The sequence below is a fragment of the Sphingomonas sandaracina genome (genome assembly GCF_036663695.1).
Lineage (GTDB): Bacteria > Pseudomonadota > Alphaproteobacteria > Sphingomonadales > Sphingomonadaceae > Sphingomonas.
In genome coordinates this window covers 67642-88293 of record NZ_JAXOJK010000005.1, presented here as the reverse complement: position 1 = coordinate 88293, position 20652 = coordinate 67642, and the positions used below count along the sequence as shown (strand labels likewise).

The 20652-nt window shown below is 67.1% G+C and carries 10 protein-coding genes; 8 read left to right on the top strand and 2 right to left on the bottom strand.

Going from position 1 to position 20652, the window contains the following annotated elements:
* Window positions 1-98: 98 nt before the first annotated feature.
* Both U1707_RS15240 and U1707_RS15235 read right to left on the bottom strand, forming a co-directional pair.
* Entirely contained in the window at window positions 99-836 is a 738-nt protein-coding gene (locus tag U1707_RS15240) for a GntR family transcriptional regulator (protein ID WP_332800924.1), read from the bottom strand.
* Between the two features lie 86 nt (window positions 837-922).
* The gene (locus tag U1707_RS15235) at window positions 923-1693 is read right to left on the bottom strand and encodes a copper homeostasis protein CutC (RefSeq protein WP_332800923.1); all 771 of its coding nucleotides are present in this window, start codon (window positions 1691-1693) and stop codon (window positions 923-925) included.
* 375 nt (window positions 1694-2068) lie between these two features.
* On the opposite strand from U1707_RS15235, the gene U1707_RS15230 reads away from it, so the two are divergent.
* The 8 genes from U1707_RS15230 (at window position 2069) to U1707_RS15195 (ending at window position 20555) form a co-directional block, all read left to right on the top strand.
* On the top strand, window positions 2069-4954 hold the full coding sequence (locus U1707_RS15230) for a TonB-dependent receptor (protein ID WP_332800922.1): 2886 nt from the start codon (window positions 2069-2071) through the stop codon (window positions 4952-4954).
* Window positions 4955-5018: 64 nt separating this feature from the next.
* Window positions 5019-7193, top strand: a complete 2175-nt coding sequence (locus U1707_RS15225) for a glycoside hydrolase family 2 protein (RefSeq protein ID WP_332800921.1) — start codon at window positions 5019-5021, stop codon at window positions 7191-7193.
* Window positions 7190-9478, top strand: coding sequence for a beta-N-acetylhexosaminidase (locus U1707_RS15220; protein WP_332800920.1), 2289 nt, complete (start codon window positions 7190-7192; stop codon window positions 9476-9478). Before U1707_RS15225 ends, U1707_RS15220 begins: the two co-directional genes overlap by 4 nt.
* Window positions 9478-12090, top strand: coding sequence for a beta-mannosidase (locus U1707_RS15215; RefSeq protein ID WP_332800919.1), 2613 nt, complete (start codon window positions 9478-9480; stop codon window positions 12088-12090). The genes U1707_RS15220 and U1707_RS15215 overlap by 1 nt, the downstream gene beginning before the upstream one ends.
* A gap of 137 nt (window positions 12091-12227) precedes the next feature.
* Window positions 12228-14813 carry a glycoside hydrolase family 3 C-terminal domain-containing protein gene (locus U1707_RS15210; RefSeq protein ID WP_332800918.1) on the top strand — a complete coding sequence of 862 codons (2586 nt, stop codon included), beginning with the start codon at window positions 12228-12230 and terminating at the stop codon, window positions 14811-14813.
* On the top strand, window positions 14810-16258 hold the full coding sequence (locus tag U1707_RS15205) for a glycoside hydrolase family 125 protein (protein ID WP_332800917.1): 1449 nt from the start codon (window positions 14810-14812) through the stop codon (window positions 16256-16258). The genes U1707_RS15210 and U1707_RS15205 overlap by 4 nt, the downstream gene beginning before the upstream one ends.
* Window positions 16255-18567 carry a GH92 family glycosyl hydrolase gene (locus U1707_RS15200; protein WP_332800916.1) on the top strand — a complete coding sequence of 771 codons (2313 nt, stop codon included), beginning with the start codon at window positions 16255-16257 and terminating at the stop codon, window positions 18565-18567. The genes U1707_RS15205 and U1707_RS15200 overlap by 4 nt, the downstream gene beginning before the upstream one ends.
* Window positions 18564-20555 carry an alpha-L-fucosidase gene (locus tag U1707_RS15195; RefSeq protein WP_332800915.1) on the top strand — a complete coding sequence of 664 codons (1992 nt, stop codon included), beginning with the start codon at window positions 18564-18566 and terminating at the stop codon, window positions 20553-20555. Before U1707_RS15200 ends, U1707_RS15195 begins: the two co-directional genes overlap by 4 nt.
* Window positions 20556-20652 lie beyond the last annotated feature (97 nt).

The following is a 20652-nucleotide window of genomic DNA, read 5'->3' as shown; positions in this document are numbered from 1 at the left end:
GGGTTTCGTCTAAAAGCGTGCCGTCTTGCAGTGTGGACGCGCGGTCCTGGATAGTCTCGTTCACTTGATGCCCCCCGGCCGACGCGCGTGCGCCGACGTCAGATGTCGTTCAATTCGGCGACGAGGTCGTACGCGTCGCCACGGTAATAGGATTGGGTGAATTCGGCCGCGCGCCCGTCGCGCAGAAAGCCGCGGCGTTCGATGAACAGGCCGGCATGCCCCGCATCGACGCCGAGCATCTTGGCGTGTTCGGCGCTGAAATGGACCGCGCGCAGGCGTTGCAAGGCGCGAACCTGGCGGTTGCCGGCGGCTTCGAGCGCTTCGTAGAGCGAGTCCTGCACGGCATCGATCGACGGCAGGCAATAGCCCGCGATTGTGGTGTATTCGAGCGCCATCGGCACGTCGTCGGCATAACGGATGCGCTGGAACCGATAGACGGCGGAGCCCGGCGACAGGCCTAGCGACAGCGACTCTTCGGGAGTCACCATCCCCATCGTCCGGCTGACCCATGCACTGCTTGGCGTGCGGCCGCGCGAGATCATGTCTTCCGAGAACGACGAGAGTTTGGAAAAGCTCTTTTCGACGCGCGTCGCGACGAACGTGCCGGCACCGCGGCGGCGCGTCAGCAGACCCTCTTCGACGAGCCCGCCGATCGCTTTGCGCACGGTGATGCGCGAGACGTCGTATTCCACCGCCAGATCGCGCTCGGCCGGAATGGCGTCGTCCTTCGCGAGCACGTTGCGGTTGATCGCGTCGCGGATCAGCTGCTGGAGCTGGACGTAGAGCGGGGCGGGGTTGCCGTCCCGGAATCGGCCGATGCTTGTGGAAAAGGACATTATGGCGACTTTCGCTGATGCCGGAGCGGGCCCCCAATAGATGCAGCCCGGCAACCGATCTGGGATACGTTATGTATTGGTATTGTTCAAGCGCGTTGATGCAGCATGTTGCCCAATACCGTCTTGAGAGCCTGGATCCGTGCGACGTCGGTGCGGCGCTGTCCAGCGGTGGTGAAGCCGAAGCGCCGTTCGCGGTCGTCCGCTTCTGGCCCAGCGACCGCGTCGCAGGCGGTCGTGCCGCACGATGCGTGGATCTCGACGATGCCGGCATCGACGAATGCGGCGACGTTGTCCGCGTCGATGCCGCTTCCCGCGAGAACGACGATCCGTCCTGCCGCGCGACGGTGCAGCGCGGCGAGCATGTCCAGCCCGTCGATCGCCTTTGGTGCCCCACCCGAGGTCAGGACGCGGTCGAAGCCGAGTGCGATCGCCGCGTCGAGGGCGGCGGGCATGTCGGGGCACAGGTCGATGGCGCGGTGCAGGGTCAGCGACAGTGGGGTGGCGCGTCTTTCACCCGCCGCCTGGGCGTGTGCCGTCAACGCGGCCAATGTTGCGGTGTCGAGCGTGTGGTCCGCGAGGCTGGCGCCGATCACGACGCCGGCAAGGCCTGCCTCGGCCGCTGCGGTGATATCGCCGGCGATCATCGCGGTTTCGCGCGCGGTGTAGTGGAACCCGCCTTCGCGCGGCCTGGCGAGGAGATGAGTCGGGATCGGTGCGCGTGCCGCCGCGGCGATCAGCGAAGGAGACGGCGTCAGTCCACCGAGCGCCAGCGCGGCGCAAAGCTCGACGCGATCGGCGCCGCCCGCAATGGCGGCGTCCAGTCCCGCGATATCGTCGACGCATATCTCCAGCGTCATGGCGTCCCTCCCACTCCAGTAATTATATTACGTCTGGCCGATCGAATCGCTGCGTTCAATCCCGAGGCGGCAGTTTGTTGTAAGAAGTGGTATTGCAGTAATTTGGCAGCAGCGGGGTGTCCTTGAGCCGAATGGGCGGTATGACATGGTCTAAACCATTCAATGCAAACGATATTGCTGACCGCGCCCTCGCCGAGCGGGGTCGGTAACCAAACTGTAATTTGCCATGGATTATTAAATCGAATTGGTTATACAATCCTTCTGCCAAGCCGCGCAAAGAGTTACCAAAGCAGTACCAGGCGGCTGGTGATCGAAAACGACGTCGAAGGCGTCGGGGGAAGACGCTGCGGCGTCGATTGGGAAGGGGTTTCGACGATGATTTCACGGAAGCAGATTTTGTTGGCGTCGAGCGCAGCGCTTTGTGTCGCAGCCATCCCGGCGTTCGCCCAGACCGATCCCGCGCCGTCCACGACGCCAGCGGGTTCGACGCCAGCCGCCCAGGACCAGCCACAGACCACCACAACGGGGGCCGCCACAACGGGGACCACCGCACCGGGGGCCTCCACAACGGGGACCACCGCACCGGGGGCCGCCGCATCGGGGACCACCGCCACCGGCGACGACATCGTCGTCACCGGCATCCGCGGCAGCCTGCGTAGCGCCATCGCGGTCAAGCGCCAGGCCAACGCGGTCGTCGACGTGATCTCCGCCGAGGACATCGGCAAGTTTCCCGATCGCAACGTCGCGGAATCGCTGTCGCACATTCCCGGCGTCAGCATCGATCGTCGCTTCGGCGAGGGCGAGAAGGTCGCGATCCTCGGCACCGATCCGGCGCTCAACCGCATGCTGCTCGACGGTCATGCGCTCGCGTCGGCCGACTGGGGCGGCAACGACAACGACCCGTCGAGCCGCACCTTCAACTATTCGCTGCTCGCGCCCGAGCTGGTCGATCGCCTCGAGGTGTACAAGTCGCCCGAGCCGCGGATCGAGGAAGGCAGCCTCGGCGGTACGGTCATCGTCCGCACGCGCCGTCCGCTCGACCTGAAGGCCAATGCGATCTTCGCCTCGGGCGGCTATTCGTACAACGACCGGTCCGAAAAGGGCAACGTCCGCGGCTCGGGGCTGTACAGCTGGAAGAACAAGGACGAGACCTTCGGCTTCCTCGTCGCCGCAACCTACGACAAGCAGAGCCTGACGCGCGCGGGCGTCGAGTTCTTCGGCTACGACAACGTCGCGCCGAACGCCGACGGCACGTACAACAGCCCGTTCGTCAACCGTGCGGCGGACGGCACGCTGAGCCTCAAGAGCCCCGGCGCGACAATCACCGGCGGCACGATCTCGGACCTGTACAAGGCGGCGTCGCCGTTCGGCATCAACTATGCCTATTTCCAGCAGACCCGCGAGCGCAAGAGCGTGTCGGGTACGGTCCAGTACCGGCCGACGTCCGCGTTGACGCTTACGCTCAACGGCCTGCACATCAACGGCAACTACAACAACTCCAGCCAGTCGATGTACACGATTCCCGGCGCATGGACCGGCGACGTGCTGCAATCGGCGAACATCAGCAACGGCGTGGTCAACGCCGCCTCGTTCGGCGCGGCGACCAGCCAGGGCTCGCAGCTCGACACGCTAGTGCGCAAGACCAAGCTGAAGACCGACAACCTCAACTTCTTCGCCGACTACGAAGGCGACGGCGGTACCAAGATCTCGTTCGCGGGCGGCTGGAGCAAGGCGGTCGGCGGGCGCGATCCCGAATATCTGTTCAACGTGCAGACCAAGCTGCCGTACAGCTATGCCTTCACCGACAAGACCGCGACGGTGAACTTCGTCGGCGACCAGACCAACCCGGCGAACTATTTCACCAACCCGAACAACAATCCGGCGCAGATCGAAGGGCGCCCGGTGATCGTCAACGGGACGCAACTGAACGCGGCGCAGATCGGCGGGCAGGACTTCAGCGTCACCACCGACCGCGACATCTTCGGCGGCTATGACGCGACCATCCCGGTCGAGTTCGGTCCGTTCAAGGAGATCCTGCTGGGCAGCCGCGTGACCGATCACGTCAACCGGGTCGATGCGCGCGGCATCAACACCTATCTCCAGTCGTCGCAGACCATCGCGCAGCTCGGCGTGCCGGCGCTTGTCACGCCGGGCGGCACGTTCGACGGCAGCGGCGGGCTCGGCAACGCGACGCAGTATCTGAACCTGCCGCAGCAGTCGGTGATCGATATCCTGTCGGGCGCGATCAACTCGCCGCTGGTGACCAAGATCGGCGCGTCGACCAAGGTCAAGGAGACGGTCGTCGCCTCCTATGCGCAGGCCAATTTCGACCAGGGCGGGTTCCGCGGCAATATCGGTGGCCGCATGGTCTATACCCGCGACATCTCGAACTACGCGACCACGCCGAGCGCGCAGGTGAACCCGCAGCCGGTGCCTACCCGGACGGTGACTGATTACCTGAAGTTCCTGCCGAGCCTCAACATCGCCTATTCGGTCACGCCGACCGTCATCGTGCGTGGCGCGGTGGCCAAGGTGATCTCGCGGCCGCGCTATCAGGATCTGGCGGCAGCGACCACGCTCAACGACGTCACGCTCGACGGCGGTGGCGGCAACCCGAACCTGAAGCCGTATGAATCGACCAACTACGAACTGACCGCGGAATGGTATCCGCGCTCGGGCACGCTGCTGGCGGTCGAGCTGTTCCGTCGCGACATCAAGAACTACATCATCAGTTCGCGCCAGAACGTCGATTACTTCAACGCGCTGCAGAACCGGATCACGACCTACAACGTCAGCCAGCCGATCAACGGCGCCAAGGCGAAGGTCAACGGCGTGCTGGTATCGGGCCAGGCCGAGATCTGGGGCGGGTTCGGCCTCCAGGCGAACTATTCGTACCAGGACAGCAATACCTCGTCGGTCGACGTCAGCGGTGCGGCGCTCAACCTGCCGTATCTGTCGAAGCACACCGTCAACGTGATCCCGTATTTCGAGAGCGGGCCGTTCCAGGCGCGGCTGAGCTACAACTACCGGACCGCGTATTTCCGGACGATCGGTCGCCTGGGATCGCGCGAGATGGTGGCGCCGTACAACCAGCTCGACTTCTCGGCCGGGTTCAACGTGACGCCGGCGGTGACCCTGTCGGTCAACGCGCAGAACCTGCTCGACGCGACGTATCTCCAGTATAACGGTACGCCGGATCGTCCGACCGCGTTCTACAAGAATGGCCGGACGTTCGCGGCATCGCTCTCGTTCAGGATGTAGCATCACCGGGTGGCGCACCCTCGCGGTGCGCCACCCCCGTCCAAAGGGGGCACGATATCGCCGCATGACATCGGAATGGATCAAGGCAGTACGCAAGCGGATGGGGCATCTCGGTGTCCTGTCCGCGTTTCTCGTTCCGATGGTCCTGGCGACGCCGGCCGCGGCCGAGCGGATCGATCTGGATGCGGGGTGGACGTTCTGGCTGGCGAAGGATGCGCCGGCCGATCCGGCGTGGCTGAAGGCCGATCCCGCGGGCGCCGAAAGCGTCAGTGTCCCGCATAGCTGGCCGCTGACGCGCGGCGCGAATGCCGAGGGCGTCGGCTGGTATGCGCGCACCCTGGTGGTGCCCGAGGCGATCGTCGGCAAGCATCTCGAACTGCATTTCGACGCGGTGTTCTACGCGGCGCGCGTCTGGGTGAACGGGACGCTCGTCGGCACGCATGAGGGCGGGCATACCGCGTTCGATATCGACGTCTCCCGGGTGCTTAAACCGGGCGAAAATCGTGTCGTCGTCTCGGCGGACGATCGGCCAGGGTTCGTGACGATTCCCGGCTATGCGATGCGGCTCGCGGGCTCGGGGAACGTCTGGTACGATTGGTGGCATAGCGGCGGGATCACGCGCGACGTGTCGCTGCGGATCGCCGAGGGCGGGCTGATCCGCCGCCAGCGTATTCGCCAGGTCCTGCGCGCCGACAGCGCGACCGTCACGAGCGGCGTCGGGATCGAGAATATCGATAGCAAGGCGCATACTTACGCGCTGACGACGGTCGCGATCGATCCGGATGGCCGCGAGGTTGCGCGCGCTTCCAAGGGCGTGACGGTAGCCGCGTCCTCGGCGGCGACGCCCGATGCCGCGCTGACGATCACCAAGCCCCAGCGGTGGCAGATTGGCGCGGGGAAACTCTACCGGATCATCGCCGAACTGCGCGACGAAAAGGGCGTGGTGCTCGACCGGCGTGAAGATACCGTCGGCCTGCGCACGCTCGCGCTCCGCAACCGGACGCTGTACGTCAACGACATGCCCGTGCGGCTGACCGGCGTGACGCGGCACGAGGATTCGCCGTGGGAAGGTGCCGCCGAGACGCGCGGCACGATCCTGCACGACATGCGCGATCTGAATGCGCTGCACGTGACGCTGACGCGGCCGGTGCATTATCCACAGCCGCAGAGCGTGTTCGACGCCGCCGACCGTGCGGGCATGCTGCTGATCCCCGAAATCCCGATCTGGCAGATGACCGCGGCGCAGTTGGGCGACCCGCGGCTGCTGGCGCGTGCCAAGGCGATGATGGCCGAGATGATCGCCGAGAGCGGCAATCACCCGAGCGTGCTCGCCTGGAGCGTGATGAACGAGAGCGAGGCCGCGACGCCGCAGGGGTTCGCGTTCGTCAAGGCGATGAAGGCGCATATCAACGCGATTGATCCCGGTCGGTTCGTGACGTTTGCGGATTCGCAGATCGCGGAGCGTCCGGTCCGCGTACCCGCGCTGGTCGCGGCCGACTTCGTGATGGCCAACGCCTATTTCGGGACCTGGAGCGGCGCCGCGGACAAAGTCGGGCCGTGGCTCGATGCGTTCGACAAGGCCTATCCCGACCGGATGCTCGTCATCTCCGAATTCGGCTGGCCCGGCCCGTTCTCGAAGGACGGCGCGAGTGCGGACGTCGCGCGCACCGAAAACCTCAAGGACCAGCTGGCGGCGTTCGCGACGCGCCCCTGGGTCGGCGGCGCGATCTTCTGGAGCTATGCGGATTACCGGTCGAACAAGAACCTGTTTGCCGGCATCGCCGACGGCTATGTCGATCACGGGCTGGTCGATCCCGATCGCCAGCGCCGCCCGAGCTATTTCGCCTGGGAGGCCGCCAATCGCGCGGTGACCGCACGCGTCGACCTGACGATGGCAGGCGAGACGCCGACCGGCTTTACCGCTACCGTCATGGGCGCCGCGAAGGGCGCATTGCCGTCCTATCCGCTGGTCGGTGCGCGGCTGCACTGGCGGGCGATGGGCGGCGACCGGGTGCTGCTCGGCGAGGGCGAACAGGCGCTGCCGGTCATCGCGCCGGGCGGCACCGCGACGGTGTCTGCGTCATGGCCGGGCCGTCTTTCGCCCGTCACGGTGACCGTCGATATCCTGACCGCGGAGGGCGCCCGCGCAGGCGGCGTCGTCCGTGCGTACGAACCATTCAAGGCCGGCTCCGCCGCCTTCCCGCCCGACCCGGCGCAATTACCGAAGGACCCATCATGATCCGTCTCCGCCCTTTGGTGCTCGCGCTGCTCATGACCTCGACCGCGGCGGTGGCCGAAGGGCCGAAGCTGATACCGATGCCCGCCTCGATCGAGGCGAAGTCGGGGACGCTGACGATCGGCGAAGGTGCCGGAATCGTCGCGAACGATGCGGGGACGAAGACCGCAGCCAAGCTGCTTGCGCAACAGGTGAAGGTCGTCCGCGGGCTGTCGCTCGCAAGCGACGCCGGCACCGGTCCGATCCGGTTCGTGCGCGATGCGAGTGTCGTGGGTGACGAGGCCTACACGCTGAGCGTCGATGCGAAGGGCGTCACGATCGCGGCGAGCGGCGATGCGGGCCTCGTCCACGGCGCGATGACGCTGGCGCAGTTGCTCAGCCCCGATGCGGCGGTCGGCAAGCCCGTGACGCTGGCGGCGATGACGATCCGCGACGCGCCGCGCTTCAAGTGGCGCGGGTTGATGATCGATCCGGCGCGGCATTTCGTGCCGATGCCGACGTTGTACGCTATGGTCGATCAGCTCGCCGCGCAGAAGATGAACGTGCTGCATCTCCACCTGACCGATGATCAGGGCTGGCGCGTCGAGATCAAGCGCTATCCCGACCTGACCCGGATCGGCGCGTGGCGGACGCCGCCGTCTGCGGGCGGTGCGTCGGGCGAGAAGGTCGGCGGGTTCTACACGCAGGCCGAGCTGAAGGCGCTGGTCGCCTATGCGCAGGAGCGCGCGATCACGATCATGCCCGAGATCGATCTGCCCGGCCATGCGCAAGCCGCGGTCGCGTCGTATCCGGCCGAAGTCGGCGTGCTCGGCGATCGGCCTGCGGTCGGTCACGACTGGGGCGTGAACCCGTGGCTGTTCAGCCCTGAGGATCGCAGCATGACCTTCATCAAGCATGTGCTCGACGAACTGATGGACGTGTTCCCGTCGCAGTTCATCCATCTCGGCGGCGACGAGGCGGTCAAGGACCAGTGGGAGCGTTCGCCTGCGGTGCAGGCCAAGATGAAGGCGCTTGGCCTCAAGACCGAGATGCAGATGCAGAGCTGGATGATCGACCAGCTGGGCGAGTATCTCGCCAAGCACGGCCGCCGCCTGATCGGCTGGGACGAGATCCTCGAGGGCGGGCTGCCGCCGTCGGCGTCGGTGATGTCGTGGCGTGGCGAGAAGGGCGCGGTCGAGGCCGCTAACCAGGGTCACGACGTGGTGCTGAGCCCCGCACCGATCCTGTATCTCGACAGCCTGCAGAGCAATCGCAGCGACGAGCCGCCGGGCCGCATCGCGAACGGCGATGCGATCGTGCCGCTCGCTCGGCTATATGCTTACGAGCCCGAGCCCGCAGGACTGGCGCCCGACAAGGCGAAGCATGTGCTGGGCGCGCAGATCAACGCGTTCAGCGAATATCTGGTGACGCCCGAGCAACTTCAGCACGCGACCTTCCCGCGGCTGTCGGCGCTGGCCGAGCGGACGTGGTCGCCAAAGTCCGTGCGCGATTTCGACGGGTTCGTGGCGCGCCTTGAACCGCAGATGGGCCGCTATGCCCGCGCTGGTATCGCCGCGGCGGACAGCGCGTTCGCGGTCGACTTCGCGATCCAGGGCACGCGCGGCGACGCGCTGCGTCGTGGCAAGGTGCCGGTAACGCTCGCGACGCAGACGGGCTACGGCACGATCCGCTACACGCTCGACGGCAAGGCGCCGACCGCGCGATCGAAGGCCTATGCCACGCCGTTGTCGTTGAAGCCTGGCACGACTGTTCGTGCGGCCGCCTTCACCAGCGACGGTCATCCGACCGCGGAACCGCGTCTGTTCGAGACGAGCCGTGCCGCGCTGCTGCGCCGGTCGAGTTCGGAGCTGGTCGCATGCCCCGATGGCGCGATCGGCCTGCGCGTGCCGCTGACGTCGGAGGCGACGGGGAACACGCCGGTGTTCAACGTCAACATCTTCGATACGTGCACGATGTATCCGGCGGCCCCGCTCGACGTGGCACGCGGCTTTACCGTCGATGTCGCGCGGCTGCCGCGGCATTACGGGCTCGCGCATGACGAGAAGGCGCTGCGCCGGCATTATGCGGTGACGACGTATGGCGAACTCGTGGTGCGCACCGGCGGCTGCACCGGCGCGATCGCGGGGACCTTCCCGCTGCCCAACCCGGCGACGAGCCCGAACCGCATGACCTTCCGCGGCACGTTGCCCGCGGGGAAGGGCGATGCGGACATCTGCCTGTTGTTCACCGCCTCGATGGAGTCGCCGTTCTACGCGGTCGAGTCGATGCAGCTGTCGGAGAAGAAGTGATGCGGCCGACCACATTTCTGCTGCTCGCCGCGATCGCCGCGACTCCGGCCTGGGCCGCGCCGCGTACCAGCGTGGTGCTCGACAGCGGCTGGTCGATGCGGATCGATCCTGCCGATACCGCTGCCGCCAAGGCGCATCCCAAGGCGGCACGCTGGCTTCGCGCGACCGTGCCGGGCAGCGCGCAAACCGACCTGATGGCGGCGAAGATCGTGCCGGATCCGTACAAGGGTCTGAACGAGGCGAAGATCCAGTGGGTCGGGCTGACCGACTGGCAGTATCGCACCACCCTGCGCATGACCGCCGAACAGCTTGCGCGCGATCATATCGACCTGGTGTTCGACGGGCTCGATACCTTTGCCGAGGTGCGGCTGAACGGGACGCGGCTGCTCGCCGCCGACAATGCGCATCGCCGCTGGCGCGTGCCGGTCAAGGCGGTGCTGAAACCCGGCAGGAACGACCTGCTGATCACGTTCCGCTCGCCGATCCGCACATTGCAGCCGATGGTGTTGAAAGCGAAGAACCCGCTGCCCGGCGAATATGATTCGGTGTTCGGCGACGAGCCGATGGGCAAGCAGACCTCGCCCTATATCCGCAAGCCGAAGTATCAATATGGCTGGGACTGGGGTCCCCGGATCGTCACCCAGGGAATCTGGCGGCCGGCGCGGATCGAGGCGTGGGACGACGCGCGGATCGAAGCGTTTCGCGTCACGCAGGAAGCGCTGACCAAGTCCGAGGCGCGGCTGTCGGCCGAACTTGACGTGGTGGCGGGCGAGGAGCGTCCGGTCACCGTGCAGGTCGCGGTTACGGGTCCCGATGGACGCGTGAGTCAGGCTGCGCGGACCGTCACCGTCGCGGCGGGCGCGAGCCATGTGGCGGTGCCGGTGAGCGTCGCCAACCCGCAGCGCTGGTTCCCCGCGGGCTATGGCGCGCAGCCGCTTTACACCGTGAAGGCGACGCTGACCGACGGCACCGCGACGATCGATATCGCACAGCGCCGCACCGGCCTGCGCACCGTCGAACTGCGTCGTGACAAGGACGCGCAGGGGCGGGGCTTCGCGTTCGTCGTCAACGGTATCCCGGTGTTCGCCAAGGGCGCGAACCTGATCCCGTTCGACATGTTCCCGGCGCGCGTGCCCGAGAGCCAGATCCGCACCGTCATGGCCGGCGCGCGCGACGCCAACATGAACATGATCCGCGTGTGGGGCGGCGGCTATTATCTCGACGACGCGTTCTACGACATCGCCGACCAGATGGGGCTGATGGTGTGGCAGGACTTCATGTTCGGCGGCGCGGTGACGCCGCCCGATCGCGACTTCCGCGAGACCGTCCGGATCGAGGCGGAGGAACAGGTCGACCGGCTCCAGGCGCATCCCTCGATCGTGATGTGGGCGGGCAACAACGAAGTGCTCAGCGGTTGGGCGAACTGGTCCGACCGGATCGCGTACAAGAAGGCGGTCGGCGCGGACGAGCAGGAGCGGATCGGCGTCGGCATGGCGGTGATCTTCGACCGCGTGCTGCGCGATGCCGCCGAACGCCGCGATCCCGATGCGGTCTATTGGCCGGGCTCGCCGAGCAGCAATTACGAGGACAAGCCCGACATCGATGGCGACGGCGACCGGCATTATTGGGACGTGTGGGGCGGCAAGAAGCCGGTCGAGGCGTATCTCGACAGCTGCCCGCGGTTCATGTCCGAATACGGCCTCCAGTCGATGCCCGAGATGAAGACGATCCGGACGTTCGCGACCGACGCCGACTTCTCGCCGACCTCGCCGGTGATGAAGGCGCACCAGAAGTTCCTGAAGGGCGAGGGCAACGACCGGCTGCTGTTCTACATCCGGGAAAAATACCGCGAGCCGCGCGACTTCGCCGAGTTCGTGTATCTGAGCCAGGTCATGCAGGCGGAGGGGGTCGAACTCGCCGCGCTGCACCACCGCGCGTGCCGGCCGGTGACGATGGGGTCGCTGTTCTGGCAGATCAACGACGTCTGGCCGGGCGCGTCATGGGCCAGCATCGATTATTACGGCCGCTGGAAGGCGCTGCAATTCCGCGCGCGGCATTTCTATGCGCCGCTGGCGATCGCCGCGGAGCGCAAGGACGGCGCGACGAAGGTCAGCCTGATCTCCGACGCGACTGTGCCGACCGAGGCGAAGTGGCGCGTGCGGACGCTCGACGTCGACGGCAAGGTCGTCGCGACGCGCGAGGAGGCTGCGACATTGGCGCCCTTGTCCGCAACGGCGGTGGCGACGCTGCCCGATGCGACGCTGTTCGCGGGTGGCGATCCGGCGCGGACGATCGCGGTGGCGGAGTTGCTGGTGGACGGCCGCGTGACGTCGCGCATGCTGGTGTCGGCGGCGCCCAAGACGATGACGCTGCCCGATCCGGGGCTGAGCGCGACGTGGGAGGGCGATCGCCTGACGCTGACCGCGACCAAGCTGGCGCGGGCGGTGTGGCTCGATTTTGGGAAGGTCGAGGCGGCGCCATCGGACAATGCGTTCGATCTGCTGCCGGGTGAGAGTGTTACGGTGACGGTAGCGTCCAAGGTGTCGGCTGCGTCGCTGCGGCGTGCCTTGTCGGTCCGAACGCTGGCCGGCGTTGCGGCGGTGAAGTCGTGATGCGCGATTACGCCCCCACCGCCCCGTCATCCCACCCGATGCGCGACCATACCACCCTGCCGTCATCCCAGCGAACGCTGGGATCCAGAGTTACGGACGCCGCCGCCCGTGGCTCTGGATCCTGGGTCGAGCCCAGGATGACGGAGGGGGGGAGAGGTCGCCTCTCGACCAGGCTTGCCCGGTTTGCCTTCGCTCCCGGCCTGTTGCTCGCTACGTCAGCGCTTGCGCAAACCGTCGATCCAGCCGTCCGCAGCATGACGCTCGACGAGAAGGCGGCGCAGTTGCAGAGCGTCGCGCCGGCGATCCCGCGGCTGAACCTGCCCGCCTATGATTACTGGAACGAAGGGCTGCACGGGCTCGCGCGCAACGGCGTGGCGACGGTGTTTCCCCAAGCGATCGGCCTCGCCGCGACGTGGGACGAGGCTCTGCTCCGGCGCGTCGGCGACGTCGTGTCGACCGAGGCGCGCGCGAAGTCGAACGCGCTGCCGGCAGGGGACCGGACGCGCTATCAGGGGCTGACGATCTGGTCGCCCAACATCAACATCTTCCGCGATCCGCGCTGGGGGCGTGGGCAGGAGACGTATGGCGAGGACCCGTATCTGACGGGGCGGCTCGGCGTCGCCTTTATCGGCGGGTTGCAGGGGCCCGACCTTGCGCACCCGAAGGTCATTGCCACGCCGAAGCATCTCGCTGCGCATAGCGGACCCGAGGCGGGGCGCGACGGGTTCGACGTCGATATCTCGCCGCACGACCGCGAGGCGACGTTCCTGCCTGCGTTCCGACTGGCGCTGACCGAGGGCAAGGCGCTGTCGACGATGTGCGCGTATAATTCGATCCACGGGGTGCCGGTCTGCGCGTCGGAGCCGTTGCTGACCGAGACGGTGCGGAAGCAATGGGGCTTCAAGGGGCTGATCGTGTCCGACTGCGATGCGGTCGGAAATATCGCGAATTATCATTATTACCGGCCGGATGCCGCCAGCGGGTCGGCGGCGGCGATTTCCGCAGGCATGGATTTCAACTGCGGGAAGACCTACGCGGCGCTTGGCGATGCGGTGCGCCGCGGGCTGGTGCCTGAGGCGACGCTCGACGCGAGTCTGACGCGGACGTTCGCGGTGCGGCGGATGCTCGGCGGGGCGTTCGGCGCGACGAGCCCGTGGGACAGGATCAAGCCGACCGAGTTCGACACGCCGGCACACCGCGCGCTGGCGCTGGAGGCGGCGCGCAAGGCGATGGTGCTGGTCCAGAACAACGGCGTGCTGCCGCTGAAACCATCGGCGAAGATCGCGGTGATCGGGCCGAATGCCGACAGCGTCGACGTGCTGGAAGCGAATTATCACGGTACCGCAGCCGCGCCGATCACGCCGTTGGCGGCGCTGCGCACATCGTTTGAGGGCGTGCGGTATGCGCAAGGATCGAGCATCGCCGAGGGCGTGCCCGTGCCGGTGCCCGACACTGCGCTGTCGTTGCGCGGCGAGTATTTCCGGGCGAGCGATTTCACCGGTACGTCGGTGGTGCGCGCCGACCGGCTGATCGACTTCGACTGGGACCGTACCGCGCCTGCGCCGGGGATCGATCCCGCATCGTTCTCGGTGCGCTGGACGGGCACGATCACCGCGCCGTCCGCGGGCGACTATGTGTTCCGGCTCGACGTGCCACGCTGTTTCGACTGCAAGGGGCATGACCCCTCGCGGTTGTGGATCGACGACAAGTTGGTCGCTGACGACGACGGCAGCGGCAAGAATGTCGAGGCGGCGGTGACGCTAACCGCGGGCCCACATGCGATCCGCGTGGAGCTCGCGCATAGCGGCGAGGACCAGGGGCTGCGGCTGACCTGGACCGCGCCGGCCGATGCGCAGGTCGCGGAGGCAGTTGCTGCCGCCAAGGATGCCGATGCGATCGTCGCGTTCGTTGGGCTGTCGCCCGCGGTCGAGGGCGAGGCGTTGCAGATCGAGGTGGCGGGGTTCTCGGGCGGCGATCGGACCGATATCGGGTTGCCCGCGGCGCAGGTGCGGTTGCTAGAAGCGGCCAAGGCGACCGGCAAGCCGCTGGTGGTTGTGCTCATGACCGGCAGCGCGGTCGCGATGACCTGGGCGAAGGCGCATGCCGACGCGATCCTGGTCGGATGGTATCCGGGGCAGGCTGGCGGGCAGGCGATCGCCGATACGCTGACGGGGAAGAGCAATCCGGGCGGGCGACTGCCGGTGACGTTCTACGCGAAGACGCGCGATCTGCCGGCGTTCATCGACTACAACATGCGCGAACGGACCTATCGCTACTTCACCGGCACGCCGCTCTGGGGCTTCGGGCACGGGCTTAGCTATACGCAGTTCGCCTATGCCGCGCCCAAGCTCGCGCGCACCACGATCGTGGCGGGCGAGAGCGTCACGGTCGAAGTACCGGTGAAGAACGCCGGCAAGGTTGCGGGCGACGAAGTGGTGCAGGCGTATCTCGTGCCGCCCGAGCCGACGGTGAAGCCGCGCTTCAACGATCCCGTCCTGCAACGCCAGCTCGTCGGGTTCAGGCGCGAGACAGTGAAGCCGGGCCAGACGGCACGCGTGGCATTTACGATCGATCCTCGCGGCATGAGCAGCGTCGATGCGGCGGGAACGCGCCGTGTCGTACCGGGCGAATACCGGCTGCATATCGGTGGCGGCCAGCCCGGCGATGGGCCGGGTGTCGATACCGTCTTCACCGTGACGGGAACGCAGGATTTGCCGAAATGATCGACCCCGGGATGATAGACCGGCGCATGCTGATCGCGGGCGCCGCGGCGCTCGGCCTCGCCGGACCGCTTCGGGCGGCCGCGCCGTCGTTCGTCAGCAAGCGCCCGAAGCTTGGCGATCGGCGCTACACCAGCCGCGCGGTGGAGGCGGAGATCGCGCGCGTGTCGGCGAAGATCGCCGATCCCGAACTCGCCTGGATGTTCGCGAATTGCTATCCGAACACGCTCGACACGACGGTGTTCATGGACGCGGTCGACGGCAAGCCCGATGCGTTCGTCATCACCGGTGATATCGACTGCATGTGGCTGCGCGACAGCTCGGCGCAGGTCCATCCGTATCTGCCGCTGGCGAAGCGCGACCCGGCGTTGCGGACGCTGTTTCGCGGGCTGATCGCGCGGCAGGCGCGGTGCATCCTGATCGATCCGTATGCCAACGCGTTCATGCACGACCCCTCGGCGAAGACCAACCTGAGCTGGTCGCTGACCGACGACACGGTGATGAAGCCGGGCGTCGGCGAGCGCAAATGGGAGGTGGATTCGCTCTGCTACCCGATGTGGATCGCGCACGCCTATTGGCAGGCGACCGGCGACACCGTGCCGTTCGACGCGCTGTGGGCGGACGGGGCGCGCGCGTCGATCCGGACGTTCCGCGAGCAGCAGCGCAAGGACGGGCCGGGGCCGTATCGCTTCCGCCGTTCGTCGCCGATCGTCGGGGAAAGCATGCCGCTCGACGGCTATGGGCCCCCGTCGCGACCCGTCGGGCTGATCCATTGCGGATTCCGGCCTTCGGACGATGCGTGCGTGCTCCCGTTCTTGATCCCGTCGAACATCTTCGCGGTCCGCGCGCTGCGGCAACTGGCGGAACTCGCGACGCGGGCTCGGCGCGACGCGGCGCTGGCGGCGGATGCGTCTGCGCTGGCGGACGAGGTCGAGGCGGCGTTGCGGCTGCACGGCATGACCAAGGGTCCGGACGGCCAGCCGGTCTGGGCGTACGAGGTCGATGGCTATGGCAACGCGATCTTCATGGACGACGCCAATGTGCCGAGCCTGTCGGGGCTTGCCTATCTCGGCGCGGTGAAGGCCGACGATCCGCTCTGGCGGCGCACTGCCGCGCGCGCCTGGAGCAAGGACAACGCGTATTTCTTCGCCGGCAAGGCGGCGGAAGGGATCGGCAGTCCGCATACTGGCTTGCGCGAGATCTGGCCGATGTCGATCGTGATGCACGCGCTGAACGCGCTCGAGACCGGCGACGACGCGACCGTCGCGCGGTCGCTGGCGGCGCTCAAAGCGACGCATGGCGGCACCGGGTTCATGCATGAATCCTTCAACCAGGACGACGGCGCGAAGTTCACGCGGTCGTGGTTCGCATGGGCCAACGGGCTGTTCGGCGAACTGGTCGTCGACATCGCCGTCAAACGTCCCGCCCTTCTAGGAGTCCGCGCATGATCACTCGCCGCATGCTCCTCGCCGGAACCGGCGCGCTTGCGCTCACCGCGCGCGCGACGTTTGCCGCAGCGCCCCGCGGGCAGGCGACCGCTCCCGACCTGTTCGTCGGCACCGGTGGGCATGGCCACACCTATCCCGGCGCGACGCTGCCGTTCGGGATGGTGCAGCTCAGCCCCGATACCGATGTCGAGCGCTGGGATGCGTGCTCGGGCTATCACCGCACCGACACGTCGATCATCGGGTTCAGCCACACGCATCTGTCGGGCACGGGCATCGGCGACATGCTCGACGTGCTGGTGGTGCCGACCCGGGGGCCGGTGCAGTTGATACCGGGCACGCTAGAAGACCCGGGTGCCGGCTATCGCCAGCGCTTCTCCGACGAGCATGCCGAGCCCGGTTACTACCGTGTCGCCCTGGAAACGGGTGTCCGCGCGGAGCTGACCGTGACCGAGCGGACGGGCATCCAGCGCCACGTCTTCCCGCGCGGCGCGGGGCATGTCCTGATCGATATGTCGCATTTGATCCTCGACGAGTCCGACCGGGGCGTGCTGATCGACGAGGCGTCGCTGGCGATCGACGAGAGCGGTACGCTGACCGGCAGCCGCCGCGTGTTCCGCTGGGCGAAGGGGCGCCGCATCCACTTCGCGATGCAGGTGTCGCGCAAGCCCGACCGCATCGTATTCTACGGCGATGGCGACGTCGCGCAGGCGGACGGCGCACGCGGCGTCGCGGGCAAGCGCGTGAAGGCGGTGCTGCACTATGACGACGCCGGTGCCGCACCGATCGTGATCCGCACCGGCATCTCCGGGGTCGACGTCGCCGGCGCGCGTGCGAACCTGGCGGCCGAGGCGCGGCATTGGGACTTCGACCGGTATCGCGCGAAGGCCGCCAAGCGCTGGGCCCCAGCGCTTGACGCCGTCACCGTCGAGGGTGGGACGCCGGCGCAGCGCACGATCCTGGCGAGCGCGCTGTATCATTCGCAGCTTGCGCCGACGCTGTTCTCCGACGTCGACGGGCGCTATCTCGGGCTCGACAAACGGGTGCACAGGGTGACGGGCAAGGATCACGCCTACAGCACCTATTCGATGTGGGATACGTACCGCGCGCTGCATCCGTTGCTGACGTTGATCGAGCCGAAGCGGACCGCGGACCTCGTCGGCGACCTGATCCGCCAGACCCAGCAGAGCCGATACGGCCCGCCCGTCTGGCCGCTGCAGGGGATCGAGACGGGCTGCATGATCGGCTGGCATTCGGTGGCGGTGATGGCCGAGGCGCGCGCGAAAGGCGTGCCGGCCAACTACGCCGCGGCATGGCCGAACGTCCGTCGTCGTTCGTTCGATTTCACGATGCCGAATCTCGACAACAGCCTCGGGATCGAACCCTATGACGCGCTTGGCTATGTTCCCGCCGACAAGGTGTTCGAGGGGGTCTCGCGTACGCTCGAATATGCGTATGACGATTACGCCTCGGCACATCTGGCCGACGCCGCGGGCGCGACCGCCGATGCCGCACGACTCCGCAAGCGTAGCGGCAATTGGCGGAACGTGTTCGACAGCACGATAAACTTTGTGCGACCGAAGCGCGAAGACGGTACATGGATCGAACCTTATGATCCCGTCGCGCTCGGCCATTCCGCCACGTGGCGTGACTATACCGAGAGCAATAGCTGGCAGGCGACGTTCCTCAACCAGCACGACGTCTACGGACTGATCGCGGCGATGGGCGGCGATGCGAAGTTCGAGGCCAAGCTCGACGCGCTGTTCACCGCATCGTCGGTCCTGCCCAAGGACGCGCCGCCCGACATCACCGGGCTGGTCGGCCAATATGCGCACGGCAACGAACCGAGCCATCACGTCGCCTATATGTACGCCTATTGCGGCGCGGCGTGGAAGACGCAGGCCATGGTGCGTCGACTGCTGACCACGATGTACCGCGACGATCCCGAAGGCATCATCGGCAACGACGATTGCGGGCAGATGAGCGCCTGGTACGTGCTAAGCGCGCTGGGGCTGTACCCGGTCGATCCGGTCAGCGCGAATTACGTATTCGGCTCACCGCTGTTCGATCGGGCCGAGATGCGCGTCGGCAAGGGCAGGACGCTGGTCGTCGAGGCCCGCGGCAATGCGGCGGACCGGCCCTACGTGCAGTCGGTGACGTGGAACGGCAAGCCCTGGACCAAGAGCTGGATCGCGCACGCCGATATCGTCCGCGGCGGGCGGCTCGTCTTCGAGATGAGCGACACGCCCAACCGTGATTTTGGCCGCGCGCCTGCCGATCGGCCGCCAGCAACCACCGGAGTTTCGCGATGACGTTAGACCTGAACCGCCGCGCGTTGATCGCCGGCACGCTCGCCACCGCCGCCGCGGGTCGTGCGAATGCCGCCACTCCGGTTGATGCGCCCGCCCCCTGGGGCGCGACGCCGAGCGTCCGCCAGCTCGCGTGGCACAAGCGCGAGCGCTACGGCTTCGTCCACTTCACGCTGAACACCTGGACCGACAAGGAATGGGGTTACGGCGACGAGGACCCAAAGCTCTTCGACCCGACCGCGTTCGACCCCGACCAGATCGTCGCGGCGGCGAAGAGCGCGGGGCTGACCGGCCTTGTCCTCACCGCCAAGCATCATGACGGCTTCTGCCTCTGGCCGACCAGGCTCACCGAGCATTGCATCCGCAACAGCCCGTACAAGCAGGGCAAGGGCGATATCGTCCGCGAACTGGGCGACGCGTGCCGCCGCGGCGGGATTTCCTACGGGCTGTATCTGTCGCCCTGGGATCGCAACCGCGCCGATTACGGGAAGCCCTCGTACGTCGAGTATTTCCGTGCGCAGCTGACCGATCTCTGCACCCATTACGGCGAGCTGTTCGAGGTCTGGTTCGACGGCGCGAACGGCGGCGACGGCTATTATGGCGGCGCGCGCGAGGCGCGGAAGATCGATGCGCCGAAATATTACAACTGGCCGTCGATCATCGCGATGGTCCATAAGTTGCAGCCGATGGCGTGCACCTTCGATCCGCTCGGCGCGGATATTCGCTGGGTCGGCAACGAGGACGGGCGTGCGGGCGATCCGTGCTGGCCGACGATGCCGAACCATCCCTATGTGCAGGCCGAGGGCAATTCGGGCGTGCGCGGTGCGCCGCTCTGGTGGCCGGCGGAGACCAACACGTCGATCCGGCCCGGCTGGTTCTATCATGCCGACGAGGATCTGCAGGTGAAGTCGCCGCAGCGGCTGATGCAGTTCCACGACGAGTCGGTCGGGCGCGGCACGAACATGATGCTCAACCTGCCGCCCGATCGCCGCGGACTGATCGCGGAGCCCGATCTCGCGTCGCTGAAGTCGTTCGGCGATGCGTTGCGCGCGAGCTTCAGGACCGATCTGGCGAAGGGCGCGGTGGCGAGCGGACCGTCGCGCGGCGCGCGGTTCGCGCCGGCCAACGTGCTCGACGGCAATCCGGACACCTATTGGAGCACGCCGGATGCGATGAAGACGCCGTCGCTGGTGCTCGACCTGCCGCCGGGTCGCCGCTTCGACCTGATCCGCATCCGCGAGGCGCTGGCGCTCGGCGTGCGGGTGACGAAGTTCGCGATCGATGTGGCGGATGCGAAGGGTGCGTGGCGCGAGGTCGCGCTGCACGAGTGCATCGGTGCGCAGCGGATCGTCCGCTTGGCCTCGCCGGTGACGGCGCGGCGCGTGCGGTTGCGCATCGTCGAGGCGCCGGCGTGCCCCGCGATCACCGAGCTGTCGCTGTTCCTGAGCGTCCCGCCGGTCGCGATCGCGGCATCGCAGTCTACCGGTAACAAGATCATCTCGAAGAGCGGGTGGACGATCGTCAGCGCGATCCAGCACAGTCTGGCGATGAAGGCGGGCAAGCCGGATTTCGCGGGCGAGAAATCGTTGGCGGGTGTGGTGAAGCCCGGATTGCCCGGCGCGGAAGCGGTGCTAGACGATGACCTTGCCACCGTCTGGACGACGCCGGCGCCGACCCCGACGAGCATCGTGATGCTGATGATCGACATGGGCAAGGTGGAACAGATGGCGGGGTTCAGCCTCACACCGACGCGCCACGCGCTGCCCGACGCGGGCCCGCCGGGGCGCTATCAGATCGAGACGAGCCTCGACGGCAAGACCTGGACACCCGGGGGCGAGGGCGAATTCGGCAACATCGCCTACGCGCGGGCGACGCAGCGCGTGACCTTCGCAAAGGCACGGCAGGCGCGGTATCTGATGCTCGGCTTCACGAGCGTCGCGACGGACCAGCCCAAGATGGCGATCGCGGGGATCGGCGCGTTCCGGCCGTAAGACGGGGCGACTAAAAGATAGGCCCCACCCCGGCGAAGGCCGGGGCCCAATTGGGGGACGGTGGTAACGGCGGGATGTGCATCGTCATGTCGAGCTT